The following is a 19,270-nucleotide window of genomic DNA, read 5'->3' as shown; positions in this document are numbered from 1 at the left end:
ATGGCGAAAGTCCGGGCCCGGAGTCATCGAGCCCAGGTCTGGACCTGTCCGCCCCGGGGCGGAGGCCGCCGCCTCCGACCCAGGGCGGATGCCCTCCGGCCGGGCGCTGCGTAAGGTGATCACATGGGTGGCCTCCGTCCGTTGACGGCTTCGCGCCTACGCCGCAGTCATCTGCTCGCCTTCGACGTGGTGCTGGCCGTCCCGATCGGCCTGGTGGCGCTCGAACGGGTGGCCATGCCGCCGTACGGCTGGCTGTTCGGGGCCGGGCTGGGCCTGGCCGCCGCGCTGCGCAGGCTCCGGCCGCTGCCCACGCTCGCCCTGGTGCTGGCCGTCGCGGCCGCCGGGGTGTGGGCCGGCGCGCTGATCAATCCGTGGCCGGCGTGGGCGTTCGTGCTCTACACGGTCGGGCTGGCCACCTCGGGCCCGCCCGCCTACCTCGGCCTCGCGGCCGGCCTGGCCGGCGCCGCCGTCCTGGTGCCGATGTCGCACGAGCCCAGCCTCGTGGGCGGCTTCGGGCTGATCGGGCTGAGCTGGCTGGGCATGGCGGCCGCCTGGCTGCTCGGCCTCACCGTGCGGGAACGGCGGACCGGCGCGGCTCGGATCGCCGAACAGCGGCTTCGCCTCGCCGTGGCCGAGGAGCGGGTTCGCATCGCCCGGGAACTGCACGACGTCGTCGCCCACAGCCTCAGCCTGATCGCCATGAAATCCGGGGTCGCGGTGCACGTGGCAGGGGAACGCCCCGGAGAGACCGTCGCGGCGCTGGAAGTGATCCAGGCGACCAGTCGTACCGCGCTCGACGAGATGCGCCGCATGGTGGGTGTGCTGCGCTCGACCGGCGCCGGCGATCCGGGGGACTCCCCGCCGGGTCCCGTGCCCGGACTGGCCGGTTTGGAGACGTTGGCCGGTCGGGCTCGCGAGGCGGGCCTGCAGGTGACCCTGAACGTCGACGGCGGGCAGGACCTGCCGCGCGGCGTCGAGAGCGCGGTCTTCCGCATCGTCCAGGAGTCGCTCACCAACGTGATCAAGCACGCGGCGGACGGCACGGGGGAGCGCGTGTCCTGCACGATCTCGGTGACAGTGACATCCCGGGAGGTTCTCGTCGAGGTGGTCGACAACGGGAAAGGGGGTAAGGTCACGACCGCCGGGGCGGGCGGGCACGGACTCATCGGCATGCGTGAACGGGCCTTGCTCCAGGACGGCGACTTCACCGCAGGCCCACGGGAACAGGGCGGATTCCGGGTGGCGGCCAGATTGCCGTACCGCTCGTGACGGAGGGCTGGAGGGGCATGACCGAGCGCATCCGGGTGCTTGTCGCCGACGATCAGGTGCTGCTCCGCGGCACCCTGCGTGTTCTGCTCGAATCGGTGCCCGGCATGGAGGTCGTGGGCGAGGCCGGGACCGGCCGCGAGGTGCTGACGCTGCTGCCGCTGCAGGATCCCGACGTGATCCTGATGGATGTGCAGATGCCGGACATGGACGGTATCGAGGCCACCCGCCAGGTCTGCGCCAGCCGCGAGAGCAGCGCGCGGGTGCTCGTCCTGACCACCTTCGACATGGACGAATACGTGTACGGCGCATTGCGGGCGGGCGCCAGCGGTTTCATCCTCAAGGACACGCCGCCCGTCGATCTGCTCGCCGCGATCCGGGTCGTCGCGCGCGGGGACGCGCTCATCTCGCCCGCGGTCACGCGACGGCTCATCGCCGAGTTCGCCCGGCGTCCGGGGCCCGCGACGCCCTCGGCCCGCGGCGGTGCCCTGCCCGGTGTCACCGAGCGGGAGCGGGAGGTGCTGCTGCACGTCGCCCGTGGCCTGTCCAACACCGAGATCGCCCGTCAGCTCCAGGTCAGCATGGCCACCGTGAAGACTCACATCGGCAGCCTGCTGGCGAAACTCGGCGCAAGGGACAGAGCCCAGCTTGTCATCGCCGCCTACGAGGCCGGCCTGGTCGAAGTGAGCTCCCGCAAACTCGGCTGAATCGCCGGGCGCAGGCGTCGCAGAGGTGAGATCGGGCTTGCGGGGCGCTTGCAGCGGGTGATCGCAAGCGTGGATCAAGGGACGTGCAACCGGGCGCGCCTATCACTGGGGGCGTACGGACCACCCGGCGGCGACCGCTTGACCGGGACGCACTTTCCGCCCGCACTCACAGGAGACAGTAATGAAACGCCCCCTGCTCGCTCTGGCCACCGCCGCGATCTCCGGTCTGGTGGTGACGGCCCCGGTCACGCTCATGGCCGGGCCGGCCTCCGCGGGCGGCGACTACGGCCCGGACACCTGCCTGGAGGGTTACGTCTGGCGCGAGGCCCGCCCCAGTGACCACGTCTGTGTCAGCCCGCAGGAGCGTGCGCAGGTCCAGAAGGACAACGCCATCAAGGAGTCCCGCTGGGTCTCCGGGGCGAACGGCCCGCACACCTGCACGGACGACTTCGAGTGGCGCAACGCGTTTCCCGGCGACGACGTGTGCGTCTTCGGCAAGGAGCGGATCGATGTCGAGGTGCAGAACCGCATCGCCGCCTCCCGTGTGGTCTCGGCCAAGCTGTGGGTCACCCGTTACACCGTCCCGCCGGTGGACAACGGCGACGGCACGGCGAGCAGCACCTCCGTCGACGACATCCCGCGCCTCAAGATCAACGGGGACCACTTCAACCTCGGCCAGGTCAGGCTCTACATCCGCTACACCAGCGGCAAGGTGTTCTGGAGCGGCACGGTGACCGCGAGCCGTCACACCGGGTACACCGCCGGGAGCTTCGGCAAGAAGACGGGCGTGTTCGACTGCTCCGGCGGGGGCAAGCCGGCCAACGCCTACGCCCAGGCCCAGGACGTGATCTCAGGCCGCTGGTCCGCCAAGGTCCCGGTCACCGTCGGCTGCGCCGTCCTGTAGGCCTCGGCGGTCGCAGCGCGAGAACCACCGTGTGGCACCCACACCAGGACCGGCCCCGCAGGGCCGGTCCTGCGGCGTGTCACGCGTCAGGCGTTCGGCGCCTCGCCTCACGCCCGTCGACGGCGGCCGGGCGACGACCGGCAGTCGGACGATCTCCCGGCGGCCGGGGTTCCAATCAGCGTGATCGGGGTAGTCGGGGGGCCAGCGGGAACCCGCCGGAGACCGGCCCGCGACCCGGCCTCAGGCGGGTTCCCACCCTCTGACATGTGAGGACTGACGTGGGAACCGCGACTCCGGTGCCGGAGACCAGGAGCATGAGCGGCGAGGAACTGTCGGCCGACGACGCCTACGCCGCCATACGGCAGTACGGCGGCTGGCACCTCATCCGTGACGCGTACGTCCGGTTCAGGTACGGCGACGGCACGAGCAACGCCCGCGCCCTCGCGTTCCAGACCTGCCTCGCGATCATCCCGGGAGCGATCGCCGTTGTCGGCCTGAGCTCGGTGCTGCACCAGGAACGCTTCGGCCGGCTCCTCGAGCTCACCCTGCGGCGCCTGACTCCCGGCGCGGGTTCGCAGGTCATCCAGGAGACGCTCAGCCAGAGCCACCACGCCTCGGGCGCGGGAGGGAAGCTGGCCCTGTGGCTCGGTCTGCTGACCGCGCTGGTGTCGCTGACCACCGCCATGGGCCAGTTCGAGCGCGGGGCCAACCGCATCTACGGCATCGAGCGCGACCGCCCTTTCATCGCCAAATACGGCAGGGCGCTGCTGATGGCCGTCACAGCCGGCCTCCTCATGAGCGTCGGGTTCGTCATCCTGGTCGGCGGCGGCGCGGTCGGCGAGGCGGCGGCGGACGCCTACGGCTGGAGCGACACCATCGAGCGGCTGTGGGGCTGGCTGCGCTGGCCGGTCGGCTTCCTGCTCGCCGTCCTGTCGATCTCGGTGCTGTTCCGCTCCTCGCCCCGGCGCAAGCAGCCGGGCCACACCTGGCTCGCGGTCGGCGCGACGGTCGGTGTGCTGCTGTGGACGCTTTTCGCCTGGCTGCTCGCGCTCTACACCGCCGGCAGCCACACGTTCGGCGCGACGTACGGCCCGCTCACGGCGGTCATGGCGCTGCTGCTGTGGTCGTTCCTCAGCTCGATGGCGCTCTTCCTCGGCCTGGCGTTCTCGGCACAGCTGGAGGCCTGTCGTGCGGGCCGCGGCGAGCCGGCCGAGCCCGACCCCGGCCCGGCGCCGGTCGTACGGCGGGAGCGGCAGGCGGCCGGGAGCGGCCGATGAGCTGGTGGCGCAGGCGGTTCGACCGCGAGCACCGGCTCGGCCTGCGGCTGACGGTGGCGACGGCGGCGCTGGCACTGATCGGGGTGCCCTTCACGGTGCTGCTGGTCTTCGTCAAGACCTCCTTCGGCCCGCTCACCGAGATCGACAAGGGAGCGGCGTGGGACCTGCACGCCTACGCGATCGGCAATCCCGGGTTCGCCCGGCTGATGAGCCTGGTCAGCGATGTCTTCGCGCCGCTGACCTGGCGGATCGCGGTCGGCGCCGCGGTCGCCTGGCTGGTCTGGCGTCGCGCCTACCACCTGGCCCTGTGGGCGGTCACCACGATCACGGTCGGCGGCCTGCTCGGCCTCGCCCTGAAGGTCGTCGTCGCGCGGGCCCGGCCCAGCCTGCCGGACCCCGTCGCCATCGCCCCCGGCGCGTCGTTCCCCTCGGGACACACGGTCAACGCCGTGCTCGGCGCCGGGATCCTGCTGCTGCTCGTCCTGCCCCTCGTGCGGGAGCGTGGGCGGGTGCTCGCCTGGACGCTCGCCGTGCTGATCCCGCTGGCGGTGGGCTTCAGCCGGATCGCGCTCGGCGTGCACTGGTTCAGCGACGTGGTGGGCGGGCTGGTGTTCGGCGTGGCCGTGGTGGCCGCCACGGCCGCCGCCTTCGAGACCTGGCGCCGTCGTGACGTGGGCCGCCGGCCCGCCAAGCCGTTACGCGAGGGCGTCGGGCCCGAGGCCAAGAGGGAAATCACCCCCCAAGGAGGACGAATTGACCGCCGTGCATAAACCTGACACCCGGAGTGCCCGGTCGTCATCCGTCGCCGCGGAGGCGGCCCGGCGGGTCCTGCTCCCGCTCGTGCTCATGGCACTCGTCACCCTCGGGCTCGGCCTGCTGCTCACCAGGGTCCTGGAGCACTCGACGCTCATCGCGCAGGACGAGGCGGTCAGCCGTGAGATCGCCCAGGAGCGCACGCCGTTCTGGAACGAGGTGACCCACTACGCCTCGATGCTGTCCGACACCCCTGTGATCATCGTGGTGACGACGATCATGGCGATCCTCTTCCGGGTCGTCTACCGGCGCTGGCGGGAGTCGGTCTTCCTGGTGGCCGCCGTCTGCGCGCAGTCGGCGATCTTCCTGCTCGCGACCGTGTTCGCGCAGCGGGCCCGCCCGCACGTGCCGCACCTGGATCCCGCGCCGCCGACGTCCAGCTATCCGTCGGGGCACACCAGCGCCGCCGTCGCGTTCTACTGCGGCACCGCGCTCGTGCTGACCCTGCACACCCACCGCCACACGATCCTGAACGCGCTGTGGTGGCTGCTCGGCGCGGGAGCGGCCCTGGCGGTCGGCCTGGCGAGGCTCTACCGGGGCATGCACCATCTGACGGACGTGAGCTGGGGCTACGTGCTCGGGATCTTCTGCGTGGTCGTGCTCGCCCAGGCGCTGCTGCTGCGGCCGATCACGCGATCGCGGCGTGCGAGGCCGAGGCGCGTCGTACGCGGCGCCGCGCTGACCTGACCGGTTCACGGAACCGCGACGGTCCGGCCGGGCGGGCGGTGGCCGGGCGGTCAGGCCGACAGGCCGGTGAGGCGGCAGGCGTCCGCCCAGCGCGCGGGGTCGACCGCGGGCGGGGCGGGCTCGGTCGCGTCCCCGGCACCGTTCCCGGTGGTGGTTCCGGTGGTGCTTCCGGTGGCGGGGCGCAACAGGGCCCAGCAGTCGTCGATCGCGTCGGCCAGCAGATCGCGCAACAGCGGGTCGGGATCGGGCACGCATGCCTGGGCGATGCCCCGGACCGCCAGCTGCACCGTGTTCGGCGCGGCGTACCTGCGGAAACCCTTCGGCGATACCCGTACGCCACGGCCGAAGGTGTAGGCCCAGCGGGTGGCGTCCGGCACCTGGGCCAGCGCGTGCCTGCCGCGCTCGCTCAGGTCGCCGGCCGGGCGGCCCTCCAGCTCGGCGAGCACGTGCTCGGCCGACAGGATCGAGACCGCCATCGCGAGCTGGCGCTCGTGCGCCACGACCGGCAGCGCGGCGCCGGCCGAGCACAGCGCGATCCGCGCGTCCAGGCGCGGATCGTCGCCCGTCAGACCGATCACCGACGGGATCAGCTCGGCCAGCCGGGGCCGGGCGGCGTCGGAGGTGTGGTCGTTGACGAGGCGGGCGAGACCGGCGAGCAGCGGGTGCGTGCACGACGGATGGTCGCTCCACCGCTCACCTGCGAGGTAGGACGCGAACTCCATGAAGCAGGCGCCCTTGCTGGGATTGCGATGCTTGCCACGAGACAGCATGGGCATCGCTGGGGGCATGTGACCGTGCACGAGCTACTCCACGCTAAATCGCCTATGGTGTCCCTTTCAGTGTGCGCCCGGTGTGGGGCGTTGAGAAGGACCCTTACTCCGACTTGTCTCCCCAATGACAGAACGCACCAGTGGCGGGCGTACGGGCCGGCGCCGGTCGGTGGCACGGGCGTGGCGGGGATCGAAAACAGCCGGCGGTGTCCTTCACCGGGGCGGCTGGTGCGTGCGTCGCGTGACATGCGACGGCTCCCGGGAGCGTCGACGCCCGGGAGCCGGATCGGAAAAAACAGAGGTGGAGACGGGATTTGAACCCGTGTACGCGGCTTTGCAGGCCGCTGCCTCGCCTCTCGGCCACTCCACCAGAGCGAGGCCCGTATGCGTGACCTCTCGGAGCGGAAGACGGGATTCGAACCCGCGACCCTCACCTTGGCAAGGTGATGCTCTACCACTGAGCCACTTCCGCGTCCGCCTTGCGGCGACGTGGCTACTGTACCGGGTTTTCGCCTGCGGTGTGTACTCGGCGACGCGTGCTCAGCGGTGGTCTGTTCAGAACGGGCGGGCGCTCGGTCTGCGGAACGCGCGGTCGGCTCCCCGCTCGATCGCGGGCAGGGTCAGGAAGATCTCCAGGATCCGGGTGAGCCGGTGCACCTCGTTGCGGTGGAAGTCCGGCCCCTCGGCCCTGGCCAGCATCAGCGCCAGCGCCAGCGGCGGCAGCGGTGCGACGATCACGTGCAGGCCGGACGGCAGCGTGAGGGCCGTCGGCCGGGACGGGGTCTCCTCCGGGAATGGAATGTCCTCGGGCGCCCGCCAGCTCGCGTACACGGTGACGCGTGGGTCCTTCTCGGTCGCCGCCGCGGCCCAGCCCGCGCTGAACAGCACCGGCATGGAGTCGATCAGCGTGCCGAGCGCGCGGTCGCCCGCCGTGGTGAGGAACTTAAGGATCTCCAGCTCGGGGTAGGTTCCGGGCGCCTCCCTGGTGCCCCAGACGCCCACGATCCGGACCCCGTCCATGTCCTCGAGAGCCCGTACGAGGTCTTCGCGGGGGGCGGCGTCGGGCCAGTAGACGGTGAAGTCGTCGAGGGCGCGGCCGTCGCCCCGGTCGAGCACCGTCAGCTGGGTGATGTCGGCGCCCGCGGATCCCAGGACCCCGGTCACCTGACTCAGCGAGCCAGGACGATCTGGCAAGGCGATTCTCAGCCGCAGCAGCATGACGACCTCCCCACCGCCGGTCCAGGTCAGATTAACCGGGGCGAAAGCCGTACGTCCACGATCTTGTACGGCTCACAGCCGGCAGCGGGGAAAATGAACGGGTGAGAATCGGCGCGCTCGAGGTCTGGCCCCCGGTGGTGCTCGCTCCCATGGCGGGCATCACGAACATCGGTTTCCGCACCCTGTGCAGGGAACAGGGCGGCGGCCTGTTCGTGTCCGAGATGATCACTTCGCGGGCGCTGGTCGAGCGGGTGCCGCTGACGTTCCAGATGATCCGGTTCGGCCCGCAGGAGTCGCCCCGGAGCATCCAGCTGTACGGGGTCGACCCCGCCGTCATCGGCAAGGCCGCACGAATGATCGCCGAGGAGGGCCTGGCCGACCACATCGACCTCAACTTCGGCTGCCCGGTGCCCAAGGTCACCCGCAGGGGCGGCGGGTCGGCCCTGCCGTACAAGCGGAACCTGCTGCGCGCCATCCTGCGCGAGGCGGTCGCCGGGGCCGGGCCGCTGCCGGTCACGATGAAGATGCGCATGGGCATCGACGAGGACCACCTGACCTACGTCGAAGCGGGACGGATCGCGGTGGAGGAGGGCCTCGCCGCCGTCGCCCTGCACGCCCGCACGGCCCGCCAGCACTACGGCGGCACGGCGCACTGGGACGCGATCAAACGGTTGAAGGACGCGGTGCCGGAGATTCCGGTGCTGGGCAACGGCGACATCTGGAGCGCCGACGACGCCCTGCGCATGGTCGCCGAGACCGGCTGCGACGGGGTGGTGATCGGCCGGGGCTGCCTGGGACGGCCATGGCTGTTCCGCGACCTCGACCTGGCCTTCCGCGGCTCGGCCGAGCGCACCCGGCCCCGTCTGGGGGAGGTCGGCGCGATGATGCTGCGCCACGCCGAGCTGCTCTGCGAGGTCATCGGCAGCGAGCGGCACGGTCTGGCCGACTTCCGCAAGCATGTCGGCTGGTATCTCAAGGGCTTCGTCGTCGGAGCCGAGACCCGCCGCGCGCTCACCTCGGCCGACCGGCTGTCCGAGATGGCCGAGCGGGTCGCCGAGCTGGACGCGGACCAGCCCTGGCCGGACGAGGCCGACGGCCCCCGCGGCAAGAGCGGCGAGAGGTCGAAGGTGTCGCTGCCGCACGGCTGGCTCGACGACCCCGACGACATGACGATCCCCGGCGCGGGAGCGGAGGACCCCACCTCCGGCGGCTGATCTCTACCGGTGCGCCCGGGCGCCTGCGGACCGTTGGGGTCGTGCCGGAGGCGAGCTGTGAGGCCGCCCCCGGTCGCGCCCGCGCGCCCCTCCGCGCGGACACGGTCACGCCCACGCGGCTGGGAGACTGCGCGGCTGAGGGACTGCGCGGGAAAAGGCTTTGCGCCGCGGAGCCGGCCGATGACAGGGTGCTCGGCGTGTCGCCGCAGTACCAGGTCCGGGCCGACTACGACGCCGAGACGATCGTGGTCTATCAGGCGTACCCGGCGGCCGTGGCCGACCCGGCCCTGAGGGCCAAGCGGTTCGTGGCGCCCTTCTCGTTCACCCGCATGACGTGGATCAAACCGTCGTTCCTGTGGCTCATGCACCGCAGCAACTGGGGGCGCAAGGCCGGGCAGGAACGTGTTCTCTCCGTACGGATGACACGGGAAGGATGGCACGAGGCACTCTCCCGGGCGGTGCTGACGACCGCGGATCCCCTGACAGTCGGCCGGGCGGCGGTGCACGTCCAGTGGGATCCCGAGCGCTCGTTGCGCGGGGCCCCGCTCAACCACTACAGCATCCAGGTCGGCATCGGTCGTGGGTTGATCCGTACGTTCGCGGACGAGTGGGTCGTCGACCTGACCGACCTCACCCCGCGGGTCCGCAGGATCGCGAGCCTGGCGCAGAGCGGGCAGGCGGCGAAGGCCCAGCGGCTGCTGCCTCCCGAGCGCGTCTACCCGATGCCCGAGGAGATCGCACGACGGCTGCTCATCGGCCCGTGACGAGGCGGTGCGCCCGCCGGCCGCCGGTGCGTCGGCCGGCCGGGCAGCGGTTCGAGGAGGCCCGAACGGACGGTCGCGATCGGTCCCATCGGCCCCACACGCCGCTCGAGGACGGGCGGCGTAGGCTCGGGCCATGGCGAACGCGATCATCACGGCCCGCGGGGTCGGGCTGGATCTGGGCGGTGTGCCCGTGCTGCGCGGCGTCGATCTCACCGCGGCTCCGGGTGAGATCGTCGCCGTCATGGGCGAGAACGGCGTCGGGAAGTCCACGCTGCTGCGCTGCCTGGCCGGCCTGCACTCCTCGCCCCGCGGCGAGATCGACGTCCTCGGCGGGCCGCCCGCCGACCTTCCGGAGTTCTGGCGGCACGTCGTGCAGGCCGGCGACGAGCCCGCCTGGTATCCGGGCCTGAGCGTCCGCGAACACCTGGAGCTGATGAGTGCGGTCCAGCAGGACGCCCGCCTGACGGTCGACGAGGCGCTGGAGACCTTCGAACTGAGCGCCCGGGCGGATCTCGCCCCGTTGTCGCTGTCCACCGGCCAGCGGCAGCGGCTGTCGCTGGCGATGACGCTGCTCCGGCCGAGCCGCCTGCTCCTGCTCGACGAGCCGGAGCGCGGCCTGGACACCGGGTTCAGACAGCGCTTGGCGGAGATCCTGTGCGGCTACGCCGCCGAGGGCGGCACGGTGGTGATGGCCACCCACGACGAGCGCCTGGCACAGGACGCGGGAGCCCGAGTGATCACGTTGCGGGCGGCGTCGTGATCCCGGCGACCGCGCGGGCGCATCCCGCCCTCGCCTTCCTGCGCGCCCACCGTGGGCGGCCGGCGACCTGGTCGGACCGCTACACCAGGGTCTTCGGCCTGCTCGTCGCCGCCGCGGTGCTCGGCCGCCCCGTCGCCGACGCGCTCGCCGGGCTCGCCCGTCACGCCGACCCCGCGCGGCTCGGCGCCGGGCTCGCCCTGGTCGCGGCGGCCTACGCGGGACTGCTCGCCCTGGCACGGGCGCTCGGCCCCGTCGTGCTGCCCGCCGCCGACGCCGCATGGCTGGTGACGTCGCCGCTGCCCCGCCGGGCCGTGCTCGGCCGTACGGCGCTGCTCCTGCTGTCGGCGGCGGCGCTCGCCGGGGCGGCGCTCGGCCTGGCCGCGCTGTCGGTGTTCGGAGCCCCCGATCAGCTCGGCGCGCGCCTCGCGGCGGCGCTGCTGCTCGGCGTCGCGGCGAGCGTGGGCGGCATGGCCACGGCGGTGCTCGGCCAGCAGTCCCCGGCGTCGGACGCCCGGCTGCAGTTCCTGATCGGCGGGGCTGCTTTCGTGGCCGTGCTCGCGGCCGTGCTCGGCGCGGGCCCCGGCCGCCGGATCCTCGCCGCCGTCGCCGAGGCGCCCGCGTCCCTCGGCGCGGCGGTCGCGGGCCTCGCCTCCGTCCTGGCCGCCTTCCTCGTACGGCGGGCCTGGGCGGCGCTCGACCGCATCCCCGCCCGCGAGATCCTGGCCTCCTCGACCCGGACGGCGCGGGTGACCTCGGCGGCGACCCTGCTGGATCCGGGGATGCTCACCTGGGTCGCGGAGGACGTCCACTGGCGCGGCCGGGCGTTGCGGTCCCGCCCCTGGCCCCGCCTGGTGTCGCGGCTCGGCCCGGCGCCCGCGCTGGCCTGGCAGGAGTGGCTGCGGGTGGCCAGGCGGCCGGGCCGCCTGGCGGCGCTGCTCGGCGCGGCGGCGCTGCCCGCCGTCTGCGCGGACGCCACCGGAGGCGCGATCGGGCCTGCCGTCGGCGTGCTGCTGTGCGGGGCGCTGACCGCGGCCGCGATGTGCACCGGAGGGGTCCGGCGCGACGGCGGCGACCCGGCCCTGGCCCGAATGCTGGCCGTGGACGGCAGGGCCGCGACGGCGGCCAGGTCGGTGCTGCCCGTGCTGCTGGCCGCGTCCTGGTCGGCGCTCGCCCTGGCGGGCCTGCAGGCCACGGGCGCGCTGCCGCCGGGGGCCTGGTGGGCGCTCGGGCCCGCCGCCGCCCCCGCGCTCACCGCGGGGGCACTGCGAATGGCCCGGCGGCGGCCGGTCGACCACTCCATGCCGGTCATCGACACCGGGGGCGGCCCGGTGCCGACCGGGCCGCTCCTCTGGGCGGCGACCGGCGTGGACCTCGCGCTGCTCGGGTCGCTGCCCGCGCTCACCGCGCTGGCGTCACGGCCCGCCCTGGTTGCGCCGTATGTCGCGGCGCAGGCCGTCGCCGGGGCCGTGGTGCTCGCCTCCTACATCCTGCGGTCGAGCCGCGGAGACCGCAGGTGAAAGCGGGGTGCGGGGCCCTGGATCGGTCATGGCCCACGCCGTGCTGAATCCGGCGCGCGTCGTCTTCGCGGCGGGCCGGTGACAGCGGAACTACGGTCTGTGACCGGACTGTGATCCGGATGATGACTCCGCGAAGTCAACTTCGGCGTACCTTGCGGTCAAGGGGTTGTCGCATCGCAGGGGAGACGCGTGACCGAGACCCGGCACGAGACGTCGGCGGAGGACCTCGTCGCCGAGTTCGACGCGGAGCGTCCCGCCCGGCGCCTGTCCGGCCGCCCTGCGGCACTCGTCACGATCGTCGCGCTGGCCCTGTCGCTCTACGCGCTGTACCAGACCTTCCGGCCGGGGCCGGTCCTGCCCTACCGGATGGCGTTCCTGGCCGCGGTGCTGCCGTCGGCCTTCGTCTGCTACAAGGCGCGGCGCGGGGGCCGGGACAGGCCCGGCGTGCTCGACTGGGTGCTCGCGGCGCTGTCCCTGGCGGTCTGCGCGTATCCGCTCGTGGTCTTCGACGACCTCATCCGCCGGGCGTACGCGCCGACGCCGCTCGACGTGGCGGCGGGTGCGCTGCTCACGCTGCTGCTCCTGGAGGCGTGCCGCAGGACCGTGGGCTGGATCCTGCCCGTCGTGTGCCTGCTGTTCGTCGCCTACGCCTACTACGGCGGCTACCTGCCCGCCGACTGGGCGCTGGGCCACCGGGGCTACGACCTGGACCGGATCGTGGCGGCGTTCACGATGGGCACCGAGGGCGTGTACGGCGTGCCCCTCGACGTCGCGGCGACCTACATCATCCTGTTCACGATCTACGGAGCCGTGCTCGACGCCTCGGGGGCGGGCCGGTTCTTCGTCGAGGTCTCCTTCGCCGCCTTCCGCCGTTCGCGCTCCGCGCCCGGGCGGACCGTCACGCTCGCGGGGTTCCTGCTCGGCACGGTGAGCGGTTCCGGCGTGGCGACCACGGTGAGCGTGGGCAGCGTGGCCTGGCCGATCCTGCGCCGGGCCGGCTATCCGCGCGAGCAGGCCGGGGGAGTGCTTGCGGCCGCGGGCATCGGCGCGATCCTGTCGCCCCCCACGCTTGGCGCGGCGGCGTTCATCATCGCCGAATACCTGCGGGTGAGCTACCTGACCGTGCTCGTCTACGCCACGATCCCGACCGTTCTGTATTACCTGGGCGTCTTCCTCGCGATCGAGATGGACGCCCGCAGGTACGGCACGCGGGCCGCTCCGGTGGACACCGGTGGTCCCTGGCCGATGGTCAGGCGCTTCGGCTACCACTTCAGCTCGCTGTTCGTGATCATCGTCCTGATGGCCCTCGGGCAGTCGCCGTTCCGCGCGGTCGTGTACGCCACGCTGCTGGCCTTCGCGCTGTCGTTCCTGGACCGCACTTCCGGCGGCGAGAACCGGCTGACCCCGCGCCGGGCCGTACGGGCCCTGGCGGCGGGCGCCACCGGTGTGGTGCCGGTCGCGGTCACCTGCGCGGCGGCGGGGACGATCGTCGGCGTGGTCACGCTCACCGGGCTCGGGCTGAAGGCCGGCTCGCTGATCGTCGGCCTGTCCGGCGGGAACCTCGCGGCCACCGCCGTGGCCTGCGCGCTGGCCGTGCTGCTGCTCGGGCTGGCCGTGCCGGTCACGGCGTCCTTCGTCATCGCCGCCGTGATCATCGGTCCCGCGCTGCTCGACCTCGGCGTCACCCCGGCCGAGGCGTACATGTTCATCTTCTACTACGCCGTGCTGTCCGAGGTGAGCCCGCCGACGGCGCTGTCGGCCTTCGCCGCCTCGGCGATCACCGGCGGCAACGCGCACCGCACGATGTGGGCCACCTGGAAATACACGCTTCCGGCGTTCCTCGTGCCGTTCGCGTTCGTGCTCACGCCGTCCGGCGCGGCCCTGCTGGCTCAGGGCCCGATCGGCGAGGTCCTGCTCGCCGCGGCCGTGTCGGCGCTGGCCGTGGCCGTGCTCGCGGTGGCCACCGGCGGCTGGCTCGCCGGCCCCGCGGGGCCGGTCGAGCGGAGCCTGTGCGCGGTGGCCGCGGTCCTGCTGCTCGTCCTGTCGCCGGTGCCCGTGCTGGCCGGGCTGGGCGTCGCGGCCCTGGCGCTGGCCGTCCATCTCGTCCGCAGACACAGGGAGGCGCACCCGTGAGGTTCAGGCTCGTGACGGCGCTGGCCGTCACCGCGGCACTGCTGGCCGGTGGCTGCGGCGGTGACCGGTCGGCCACCAAGGGCGGCACGGGCGGCGGGACCCGCCTGTCGATCGCCACCGGCAACACCACCGGCGTCTACTACGTGCTCGGCGGCGGGCTCGCCGAGCTGATCGACAAACACCTGCCGGGCCACCGGGCGACCGCGGAGGCCACCGGCGCCTCGGTGGAGAACATCCAGCGTGTGGTCAGGGGACAGTCGGACATCGCCTTCACGCTCGCGGACACGGCCGCCGACGCGGTCGAGGGCACCGGCGCCTTCACCGCCCCGCAGCCGATCCGCGCGCTCGCCCGGCTGTACGGCAACTACACGCACGTGATCGCCCGGACCGACGCCGGGATCACGTCCGTCGCCGGCCTGCGCGGCAAGCGCGTCTCGACGGGCTCGCCGAACTCGGGAACGGAGGTGATCGCGCTGCGGCTTCTCGCCGCCGCCGGGCTCGACCCGGACAAGGACGTGAAGCGTCAGGCGTTGTCGCTACCCGAGACCGTGCAGGGGCTCAAGGACGGCACCCTCGACGCGCTGGTGTGGTCGGGCGGGCTGCCCACCTCGGGCATCACCGACCTCGTGACGAGCATGCGGGACGAAGTGACCTTCGTGCCGCTGAACGATGTGCTGCCCGCCGTGCGCGCCGCCCACGGCCCCGTCTACACCGAGGGCGTGATCCCCAAGGAGGCGTACGGCACGCCGTCCGACGTGCCGGCCATCGTCGTGCCGAACCTCCTCGTGGTGAACGCGGCGATGGACGCGAAGCTCGCGGAGGACCTCACTCGGCTGATCTTCGATCACAAGGCCGATCTGGAGAAGGTGCACGTGTCGGCCAGGGAGATCACCCTGGCCGACGCGCCGGAGACCGGCCCCGTGCCGCTCCACGAGGGTGCCAGGAAGTTCTACGGCTGACGCCGTACGGCCTCGTGTTCGGTGCTGTCGTCGCCGGCCGGCTGTCCGGGACTCACCGGGGTGGACGGTGCTCCACCGGGACCGGTTATGCGCAGGTCGGGCATGAGGACCACGGCGGCCAGGGCGAGCAGGCCGCTGACGGCGCCGATCGAGGCCAGCGTGGTGCCGATCCCCCCGGTGAGGGGTGTCTCGCCGCCGTGGGCGAGGTGGTGGGCGAGCAGGGACTGGCTGACAGCCAGGCTGACGGCGCCCCCGAGTTGCTTGGTGAGCATGGAGCCCGCCGTCGCCGTGCCGATGTCGGAGCGGGGGACGCTGTTTTGGGCGACGATGCTGGCGCCGCCCATGGCCGGCCCGGTTCCGAGACCGATGAGGAGCAGGCAGGCGGCGATCAGCGGCGTGGGGGTGCCGGCGCCGAGGGTGAGGAACGGCAGGCTTCCCGTGGTCAGCAGGGCCGCACCGATCAGGAGCGCGGGCTTGGGGCGGGCGGTGCGCATGACGGCCGCGGCGGTCAGGCGGTTGCCGAGGACCATTCCCACGAGCATGGGCAGCAGGAGCAACCCGGACGCGGTGGCGGAGTAGCCGCGGACGTGCTGCAGATAGAGGGTCACGAAGATGCCGAAAGGCAGGCTGGCGGCGTGGAAGAAGAAGCCGGCGGCGACGATCGCCGCGTAGGCGCGGTGCCGGAACAGGTGCAGGGGCAGGATCGGCACCGGGGCGCGCCGTTCGAGGGCGATCAGCATCGCCAGCAGGACGGCTCCCGCCAGCAGGGGCCCGGCGACCGATAGGTCGAGCCAGGAACGGGACGAGCCGTTGCCCTTGAGGCTGAGCGCGAGCAGGACCAGCGACAGCCCCGCGGTGAGCAGCGCGATCCCCGGCAGGTCGATCCGGCCCGTGCCGGTGGCCTCGGGACGGGAGCGGGGCAGCAGGACGACCAGGAGCGCGGCGGCGGCCAGGCCGATGGGAAGGTTGAGCAGGAACGCCCATCGCCAGCTCGCCAGGTCGGTCAGAACGCCGCCCAGGAGGGGACCGCCGATCATCCCGACGATGAACATGCCGGCGACGACCGACTGCATGCGGACCATCGCGGCCATCCGGCTGGGCGGGTACAGGTCGCGGACGACGGACATGCCGACGGTGAGCAGCGCTCCGGCGCCGATCCCCTGGACGGCGCGGGAGACGATCAGCATGGCGATCGAACCGGCGATGCCGCAGGCCAGCGACCCGGCCAGGAAGACGCCCAGACCAAGCAGCAGCGGGCGGCGCCGGCCGTACAGGTCGGAGAAGCGGCCGTACAGCGGAACGGTCACGGTGGAGGCGAGCAGGTAGGCGGTGACCACCCACACGTACCAGGCGTCGGTGCCGCCCAGTTGCGCCACGATCCTGGGCATCGCGGTGCCGGTGACGGTGCCGTCCAGCATGCTCAGGAAGACCGTTCCGAGCACCGCGCCGGTGATCAGCCTGCGGCACCGGTCGGACAGAGTGTCGTAACCATTCGTCGGCCGGTCCCGGAGACCGGCGCGTTGTCGGGTTGTCATGCGCCCAAGCTACGGAGTGAGTGCTCACTCCGTCAATAACGAGTGAGCACTCACTCCGTTTAATGGTCGTGGCTGACCCATCGCGGGGGGCGAGAGATGAGCGGGCAGGCGAGAGACCCGTGCGCCGAGCGGCGCACGGGCTCGTTTCCCGATCGTCCGGTGATTCGGCGCGTGGGCGGAGGGGGACCGCCCGCGGCGCCGGCGTCAGAGGCGGGTGAGGCCGGTGACGTGGAGGACGGCGTGGCCCTCCTCGTCGGAGGCGGCCAGGTCCACCTCCGCGCCGATGCCCCAGTCGTGGTTGCCGGCCGGGTCGTCGATGATCTGACGCACCCGCCACAGCTCCTTCTCCTCCTCGATGAGCAGGAGGGCGGGACCGCGGGCGGCCGGGCCGGTGAGGACCTCGTCGTGCTCCTCGTAGTAGGCGTCGAGGCCCGCGCCCCAGTCGACGTCGGGGTAGAGCTCGACCAGCTCCTCCTCGCGGTCCAGCGCGGCGAGCTCCACCATCCGGAACATCGCGTTGCGGACCAGCACGCGGAAGGCGCGCGCGTTGGCGGTGACCGGACGCGTCCTGGTCTCCAGCTCCTCCCCGGCCGCCAGCGCCTCGGCGGGGTTGGCCAGCTTCTCCCACTCGTCGATGAGGCTGGAGTCGACCTGCCGCACCAGCTCGCCGAGCCATTCGATGAGGTCGACGAGGTCGTCGGTCTTCAGGTGCTCGGGCACCGTCTTCGACAGCGTCCGATAGGCGTCGGCCAGGTAGCGCAGCACCGTGCCCTCCGAACGGGCCAGCTCGTAGAACTGGATGTACTCGGTGAAGGTCATGGCCCGCTCGTACATGTCGCGCACGATGGTCTTGGGGCTGACGACGTGGTCGCCGACCCACGGGTGGCCGCGCCGGTAGGTCTCGTACGCGCCGAAGAGCAGATCGGCCAGCGGCATGGGGTGGGTGATCTCGGCGAGGCGCTCCATCCGCTCCTCGTACTCGATGCCGTCGGCCTTCATCTGGGCGACCGCCTCGGCCCTGGCCTTGTTGAGCTGGGCGTGCAGGATCTGCCGGGGGTCGTCCAGCGTCGACTCGACGATCGAGACCATGTCCAGCGCGTACGTCGGGGATTCGCGGTCGAGCAGCTCGAAGGACGCCAGCGCGAAGGTCGACAGCGCCTGGTTGAGCGCGAAGTCCTCCTGCAGGTCGACGGTGAGCCGGGCCATCCGGCCGTGCTCGTCGGGCTCGGCGAGCTTCTCCACGATGCCGCCGGCCAGCAGTGAACGATAGATCGCGATGGCGTGGCTGATGTGGCGGCGCTGGGCCTTGCGGTCCTCGTGGTTGTCGGTGAGCAGCCGCTTCATCGCCTGGAAGCAGTCGCCGGGCCGGTTGATGATCGACAGCAGCATGGCGTTGCTGACCTTGAACCGGGAGGTCAGCGGCTCGGGCTCGGCCGTCTGGAGCTTCTCGAAGGTGTCCTCGCTCCAGCCGACGAAGCCCTCCGGCGGCTTCTTGCGGGCGTATCCGCGGCGCCGTTTGGGGTCGTCGCCGATCTTCGCCAGCGCCCGCTCGTTCTCGATGACGTGGTCGGGCGCCTGGCACACGACGTATCCGACCGTGTCGAAGCCGGCCCGGCCGGCCCGTCCGGCGATCTGGTGGAACTCCCGCGCCCGCAGCCGCCGCACCTTGGTGCCGTCGAACTTCGACAGCGCGGTGAACAGCACGGTGCGGATCGGGACGTTGACCCCCACGCCGAGCGTGTCGGTGCCGCAGATGACCTTCAGCAGGCCCGCCTGGGCGAGGCGTTCCACCAGGCGGCGATACTTCGGCAGCATGCCGGCGTGGTGCACGCCGATGCCGTGCCGTACGAGCCGGGACAGGGCCCGGCCGAAGCGGGTGGTGAAGCGGAAGTTGCCGATGAGGGCGGCGATGGCCTCCTTCTCGGCCTTGGTGCACATGTTGATGCTCATGAGTGCCTGGGCGCGCTCCATCGCCGCGGCCTGCGTGAAGTGCACGACGTACACCGGGGCCTGCTGAGTGGACAGCAGTTCCTCCAGCGTCTCGTGCAGGGGAGTGGTCCGGTAGGAGTAGATCAGCGGCACCGGGCGCTCGGCGTGCTTGACGACGCTCGTGGGGCGGCCGGTGCGGCGGGTGAGGTCGGTCTGGAAGCGCTCGACGTCGCCCAGCGTGGCCGACATCAGCACGAACTGCGCCTGCGGCAGCTCCAGCAGCGGCACCTGCCAGGCCCAGCCGCGGTCGGGCTCGGCGTAGAAGTGGAACTCGTCCATGATCACGGTGCCGACGTCGGCGTCCGCGCCGTCGCGCAGCGCGATCTGGGCGAGGATCTCGGCGGTGCAGCAGATGACGGGCGCGTCGGCGTTCACGGTGGCGTCGCCGGTCATCATGCCGACGTTCTCGGTGCCGAACAGCGCGCACAGGTCGAAGAACTTCTCCGACACCAGGGCCTTGATCGGCGCGGTGTAGAAGCTGATCTCGTCTCGGGCCAGTGCCGCGAAGTGCGCCCCGGCGGCGATCAGGCTCTTGCCCGAGCCCGTGGGCGTGGACACGATCACGTTGTTGCCGGAGACGACCTCGATCAGGGCCTCCTCCTGTGCGGGATAGAGCGTGAGCCCCCGATCCGCGTTCCAGGACACGAACGCGTCGAACAGCGCGTCCGGGTCGGAGACGGGTTCGGATCCGGACGGAAGACGGCGGAGGAGGCTCATGCTTTCGCTCACGCCTCTTATCCTGCCCAAGACGGGTGAC

The 19,270-nt window shown here is 72.3% G+C and carries 16 protein-coding genes and 2 tRNA genes; 12 read left to right on the top strand and 6 right to left on the bottom strand.

Annotation, left to right across the window (positions count from 1 at the left end; all coding sequences use genetic code 11):
* Positions 1 to 123 precede the first annotated feature (123 nt).
* The 6 genes from ACQPZZ_RS25850 (at position 124) to ACQPZZ_RS25825 (ending at position 5,654) form a co-directional block, all read left to right on the top strand.
* Positions 124 to 1,269 carry a sensor histidine kinase gene (locus ACQPZZ_RS25850; protein ID WP_432923068.1) on the top strand — a complete coding sequence of 382 codons (1,146 nt, stop codon included), beginning with the start codon at positions 124 to 126 and terminating at the stop codon, positions 1,267 to 1,269.
* A gap of 17 nt (positions 1,270 to 1,286) precedes the next feature.
* Positions 1,287 to 1,973 (top strand): response regulator, encoded by a 687-nt coding sequence (locus ACQPZZ_RS25845; RefSeq protein WP_432923065.1) that lies wholly within the window; start codon positions 1,287 to 1,289, stop codon positions 1,971 to 1,973.
* Positions 1,974 to 2,154: 181 nt separating this feature from the next.
* Positions 2,155 to 2,877 (top strand): hypothetical protein, encoded by a 723-nt coding sequence (locus ACQPZZ_RS25840; protein ID WP_432923062.1) that lies wholly within the window; start codon positions 2,155 to 2,157, stop codon positions 2,875 to 2,877.
* A gap of 266 nt (positions 2,878 to 3,143) precedes the next feature.
* Entirely contained in the window at positions 3,144 to 4,154 is a 1,011-nt protein-coding gene (locus tag ACQPZZ_RS25835) for a YihY/virulence factor BrkB family protein (protein ID WP_432923059.1), read from the top strand.
* Entirely contained in the window at positions 4,151 to 4,924 is a 774-nt protein-coding gene (locus ACQPZZ_RS25830) for a phosphatase PAP2 family protein (protein ID WP_432923057.1), read from the top strand. The genes ACQPZZ_RS25835 and ACQPZZ_RS25830 overlap by 4 nt, the downstream gene beginning before the upstream one ends.
* The gene (locus ACQPZZ_RS25825) at positions 4,917 to 5,654 is read left to right on the top strand and encodes a phosphatase PAP2 family protein (RefSeq protein ID WP_432934541.1); all 738 of its coding nucleotides are present in this window, start codon (positions 4,917 to 4,919) and stop codon (positions 5,652 to 5,654) included. The genes ACQPZZ_RS25830 and ACQPZZ_RS25825 overlap by 8 nt, the downstream gene beginning before the upstream one ends.
* Before the next feature lie 50 nt (positions 5,655 to 5,704).
* On the opposite strand, the gene ACQPZZ_RS25820 is transcribed toward ACQPZZ_RS25825, so the two are convergent.
* The 4 genes from ACQPZZ_RS25820 to ACQPZZ_RS25805 all read right to left on the bottom strand — a co-directional run bounded on the left by ACQPZZ_RS25820 (position 5,705) and on the right by ACQPZZ_RS25805 (position 7,642).
* Complete coding sequence (locus tag ACQPZZ_RS25820) at positions 5,705 to 6,430, bottom strand: hypothetical protein (RefSeq protein ID WP_432923054.1); 726 nt, start codon at positions 6,428 to 6,430, stop codon at positions 5,705 to 5,707.
* A gap of 293 nt (positions 6,431 to 6,723) precedes the next feature.
* Positions 6,724 to 6,794 (bottom strand) — tRNA-Cys (locus ACQPZZ_RS25815).
* A gap of 30 nt (positions 6,795 to 6,824) precedes the next feature.
* Positions 6,825 to 6,896 (bottom strand) — tRNA-Gly (locus ACQPZZ_RS25810).
* Positions 6,897 to 6,979: 83 nt separating this feature from the next.
* Positions 6,980 to 7,642, bottom strand: a complete 663-nt coding sequence (locus ACQPZZ_RS25805; protein WP_363640064.1) for an ACT domain-containing protein — start codon at positions 7,640 to 7,642, stop codon at positions 6,980 to 6,982.
* Between the two features lie 101 nt (positions 7,643 to 7,743).
* On the opposite strand from ACQPZZ_RS25805, the gene dusB reads away from it, so the two are divergent.
* The 6 genes from dusB to ACQPZZ_RS25775 all read left to right on the top strand — a co-directional run bounded on the left by dusB (position 7,744) and on the right by ACQPZZ_RS25775 (position 14,989).
* A complete protein-coding gene (gene dusB / locus ACQPZZ_RS25800) occupies positions 7,744 to 8,856 on the top strand; it encodes a tRNA dihydrouridine synthase DusB (protein WP_432923051.1) in 1,113 nt (370 codons plus the stop codon).
* Between the two features lie 197 nt (positions 8,857 to 9,053).
* A complete protein-coding gene (locus ACQPZZ_RS25795; RefSeq protein ID WP_432923049.1) occupies positions 9,054 to 9,620 on the top strand; it encodes a DUF4291 domain-containing protein in 567 nt (188 codons plus the stop codon).
* A gap of 133 nt (positions 9,621 to 9,753) precedes the next feature.
* On the top strand, positions 9,754 to 10,380 hold the full coding sequence (gene ccmA / locus ACQPZZ_RS25790; protein WP_432923046.1) for a heme ABC exporter ATP-binding protein CcmA: 627 nt from the start codon (positions 9,754 to 9,756) through the stop codon (positions 10,378 to 10,380).
* Positions 10,377 to 11,897 carry a DUF6297 family protein gene (locus ACQPZZ_RS25785; RefSeq protein ID WP_432923044.1) on the top strand — a complete coding sequence of 507 codons (1,521 nt, stop codon included), beginning with the start codon at positions 10,377 to 10,379 and terminating at the stop codon, positions 11,895 to 11,897. Before ccmA ends, ACQPZZ_RS25785 begins: the two co-directional genes overlap by 4 nt.
* A gap of 189 nt (positions 11,898 to 12,086) precedes the next feature.
* The gene (locus ACQPZZ_RS25780; protein WP_432923041.1) at positions 12,087 to 14,030 is read left to right on the top strand and encodes a TRAP transporter permease; all 1,944 of its coding nucleotides are present in this window, start codon (positions 12,087 to 12,089) and stop codon (positions 14,028 to 14,030) included.
* The gene (locus ACQPZZ_RS25775; protein WP_432923038.1) at positions 14,027 to 14,989 is read left to right on the top strand and encodes a TAXI family TRAP transporter solute-binding subunit; all 963 of its coding nucleotides are present in this window, start codon (positions 14,027 to 14,029) and stop codon (positions 14,987 to 14,989) included. The genes ACQPZZ_RS25780 and ACQPZZ_RS25775 overlap by 4 nt, the downstream gene beginning before the upstream one ends.
* Here ACQPZZ_RS25775 and ACQPZZ_RS25770 read toward each other — a convergent pair.
* Positions 14,980 to 16,524 carry an MDR family MFS transporter gene (locus tag ACQPZZ_RS25770; protein ID WP_432923035.1) on the bottom strand — a complete coding sequence of 515 codons (1,545 nt, stop codon included), beginning with the start codon at positions 16,522 to 16,524 and terminating at the stop codon, positions 14,980 to 14,982. The genes ACQPZZ_RS25775 and ACQPZZ_RS25770 overlap by 10 nt on opposite strands.
* A 204-nt stretch (positions 16,525 to 16,728) precedes the next feature.
* On the bottom strand, positions 16,729 to 19,230 hold the full coding sequence (locus ACQPZZ_RS25765) for a DEAD/DEAH box helicase (RefSeq protein ID WP_432934539.1): 2,502 nt from the start codon (positions 19,228 to 19,230) through the stop codon (positions 16,729 to 16,731).
* Positions 19,231 to 19,270 lie beyond the last annotated feature (40 nt).

This window comes from Microbispora sp. CA-135349 (genome assembly GCF_050947365.1).
Lineage (GTDB): Bacteria > Actinomycetota > Actinomycetes > Streptosporangiales > Streptosporangiaceae > Microbispora.
This window is presented reverse-complemented; position numbering and strand designations above follow the sequence as displayed.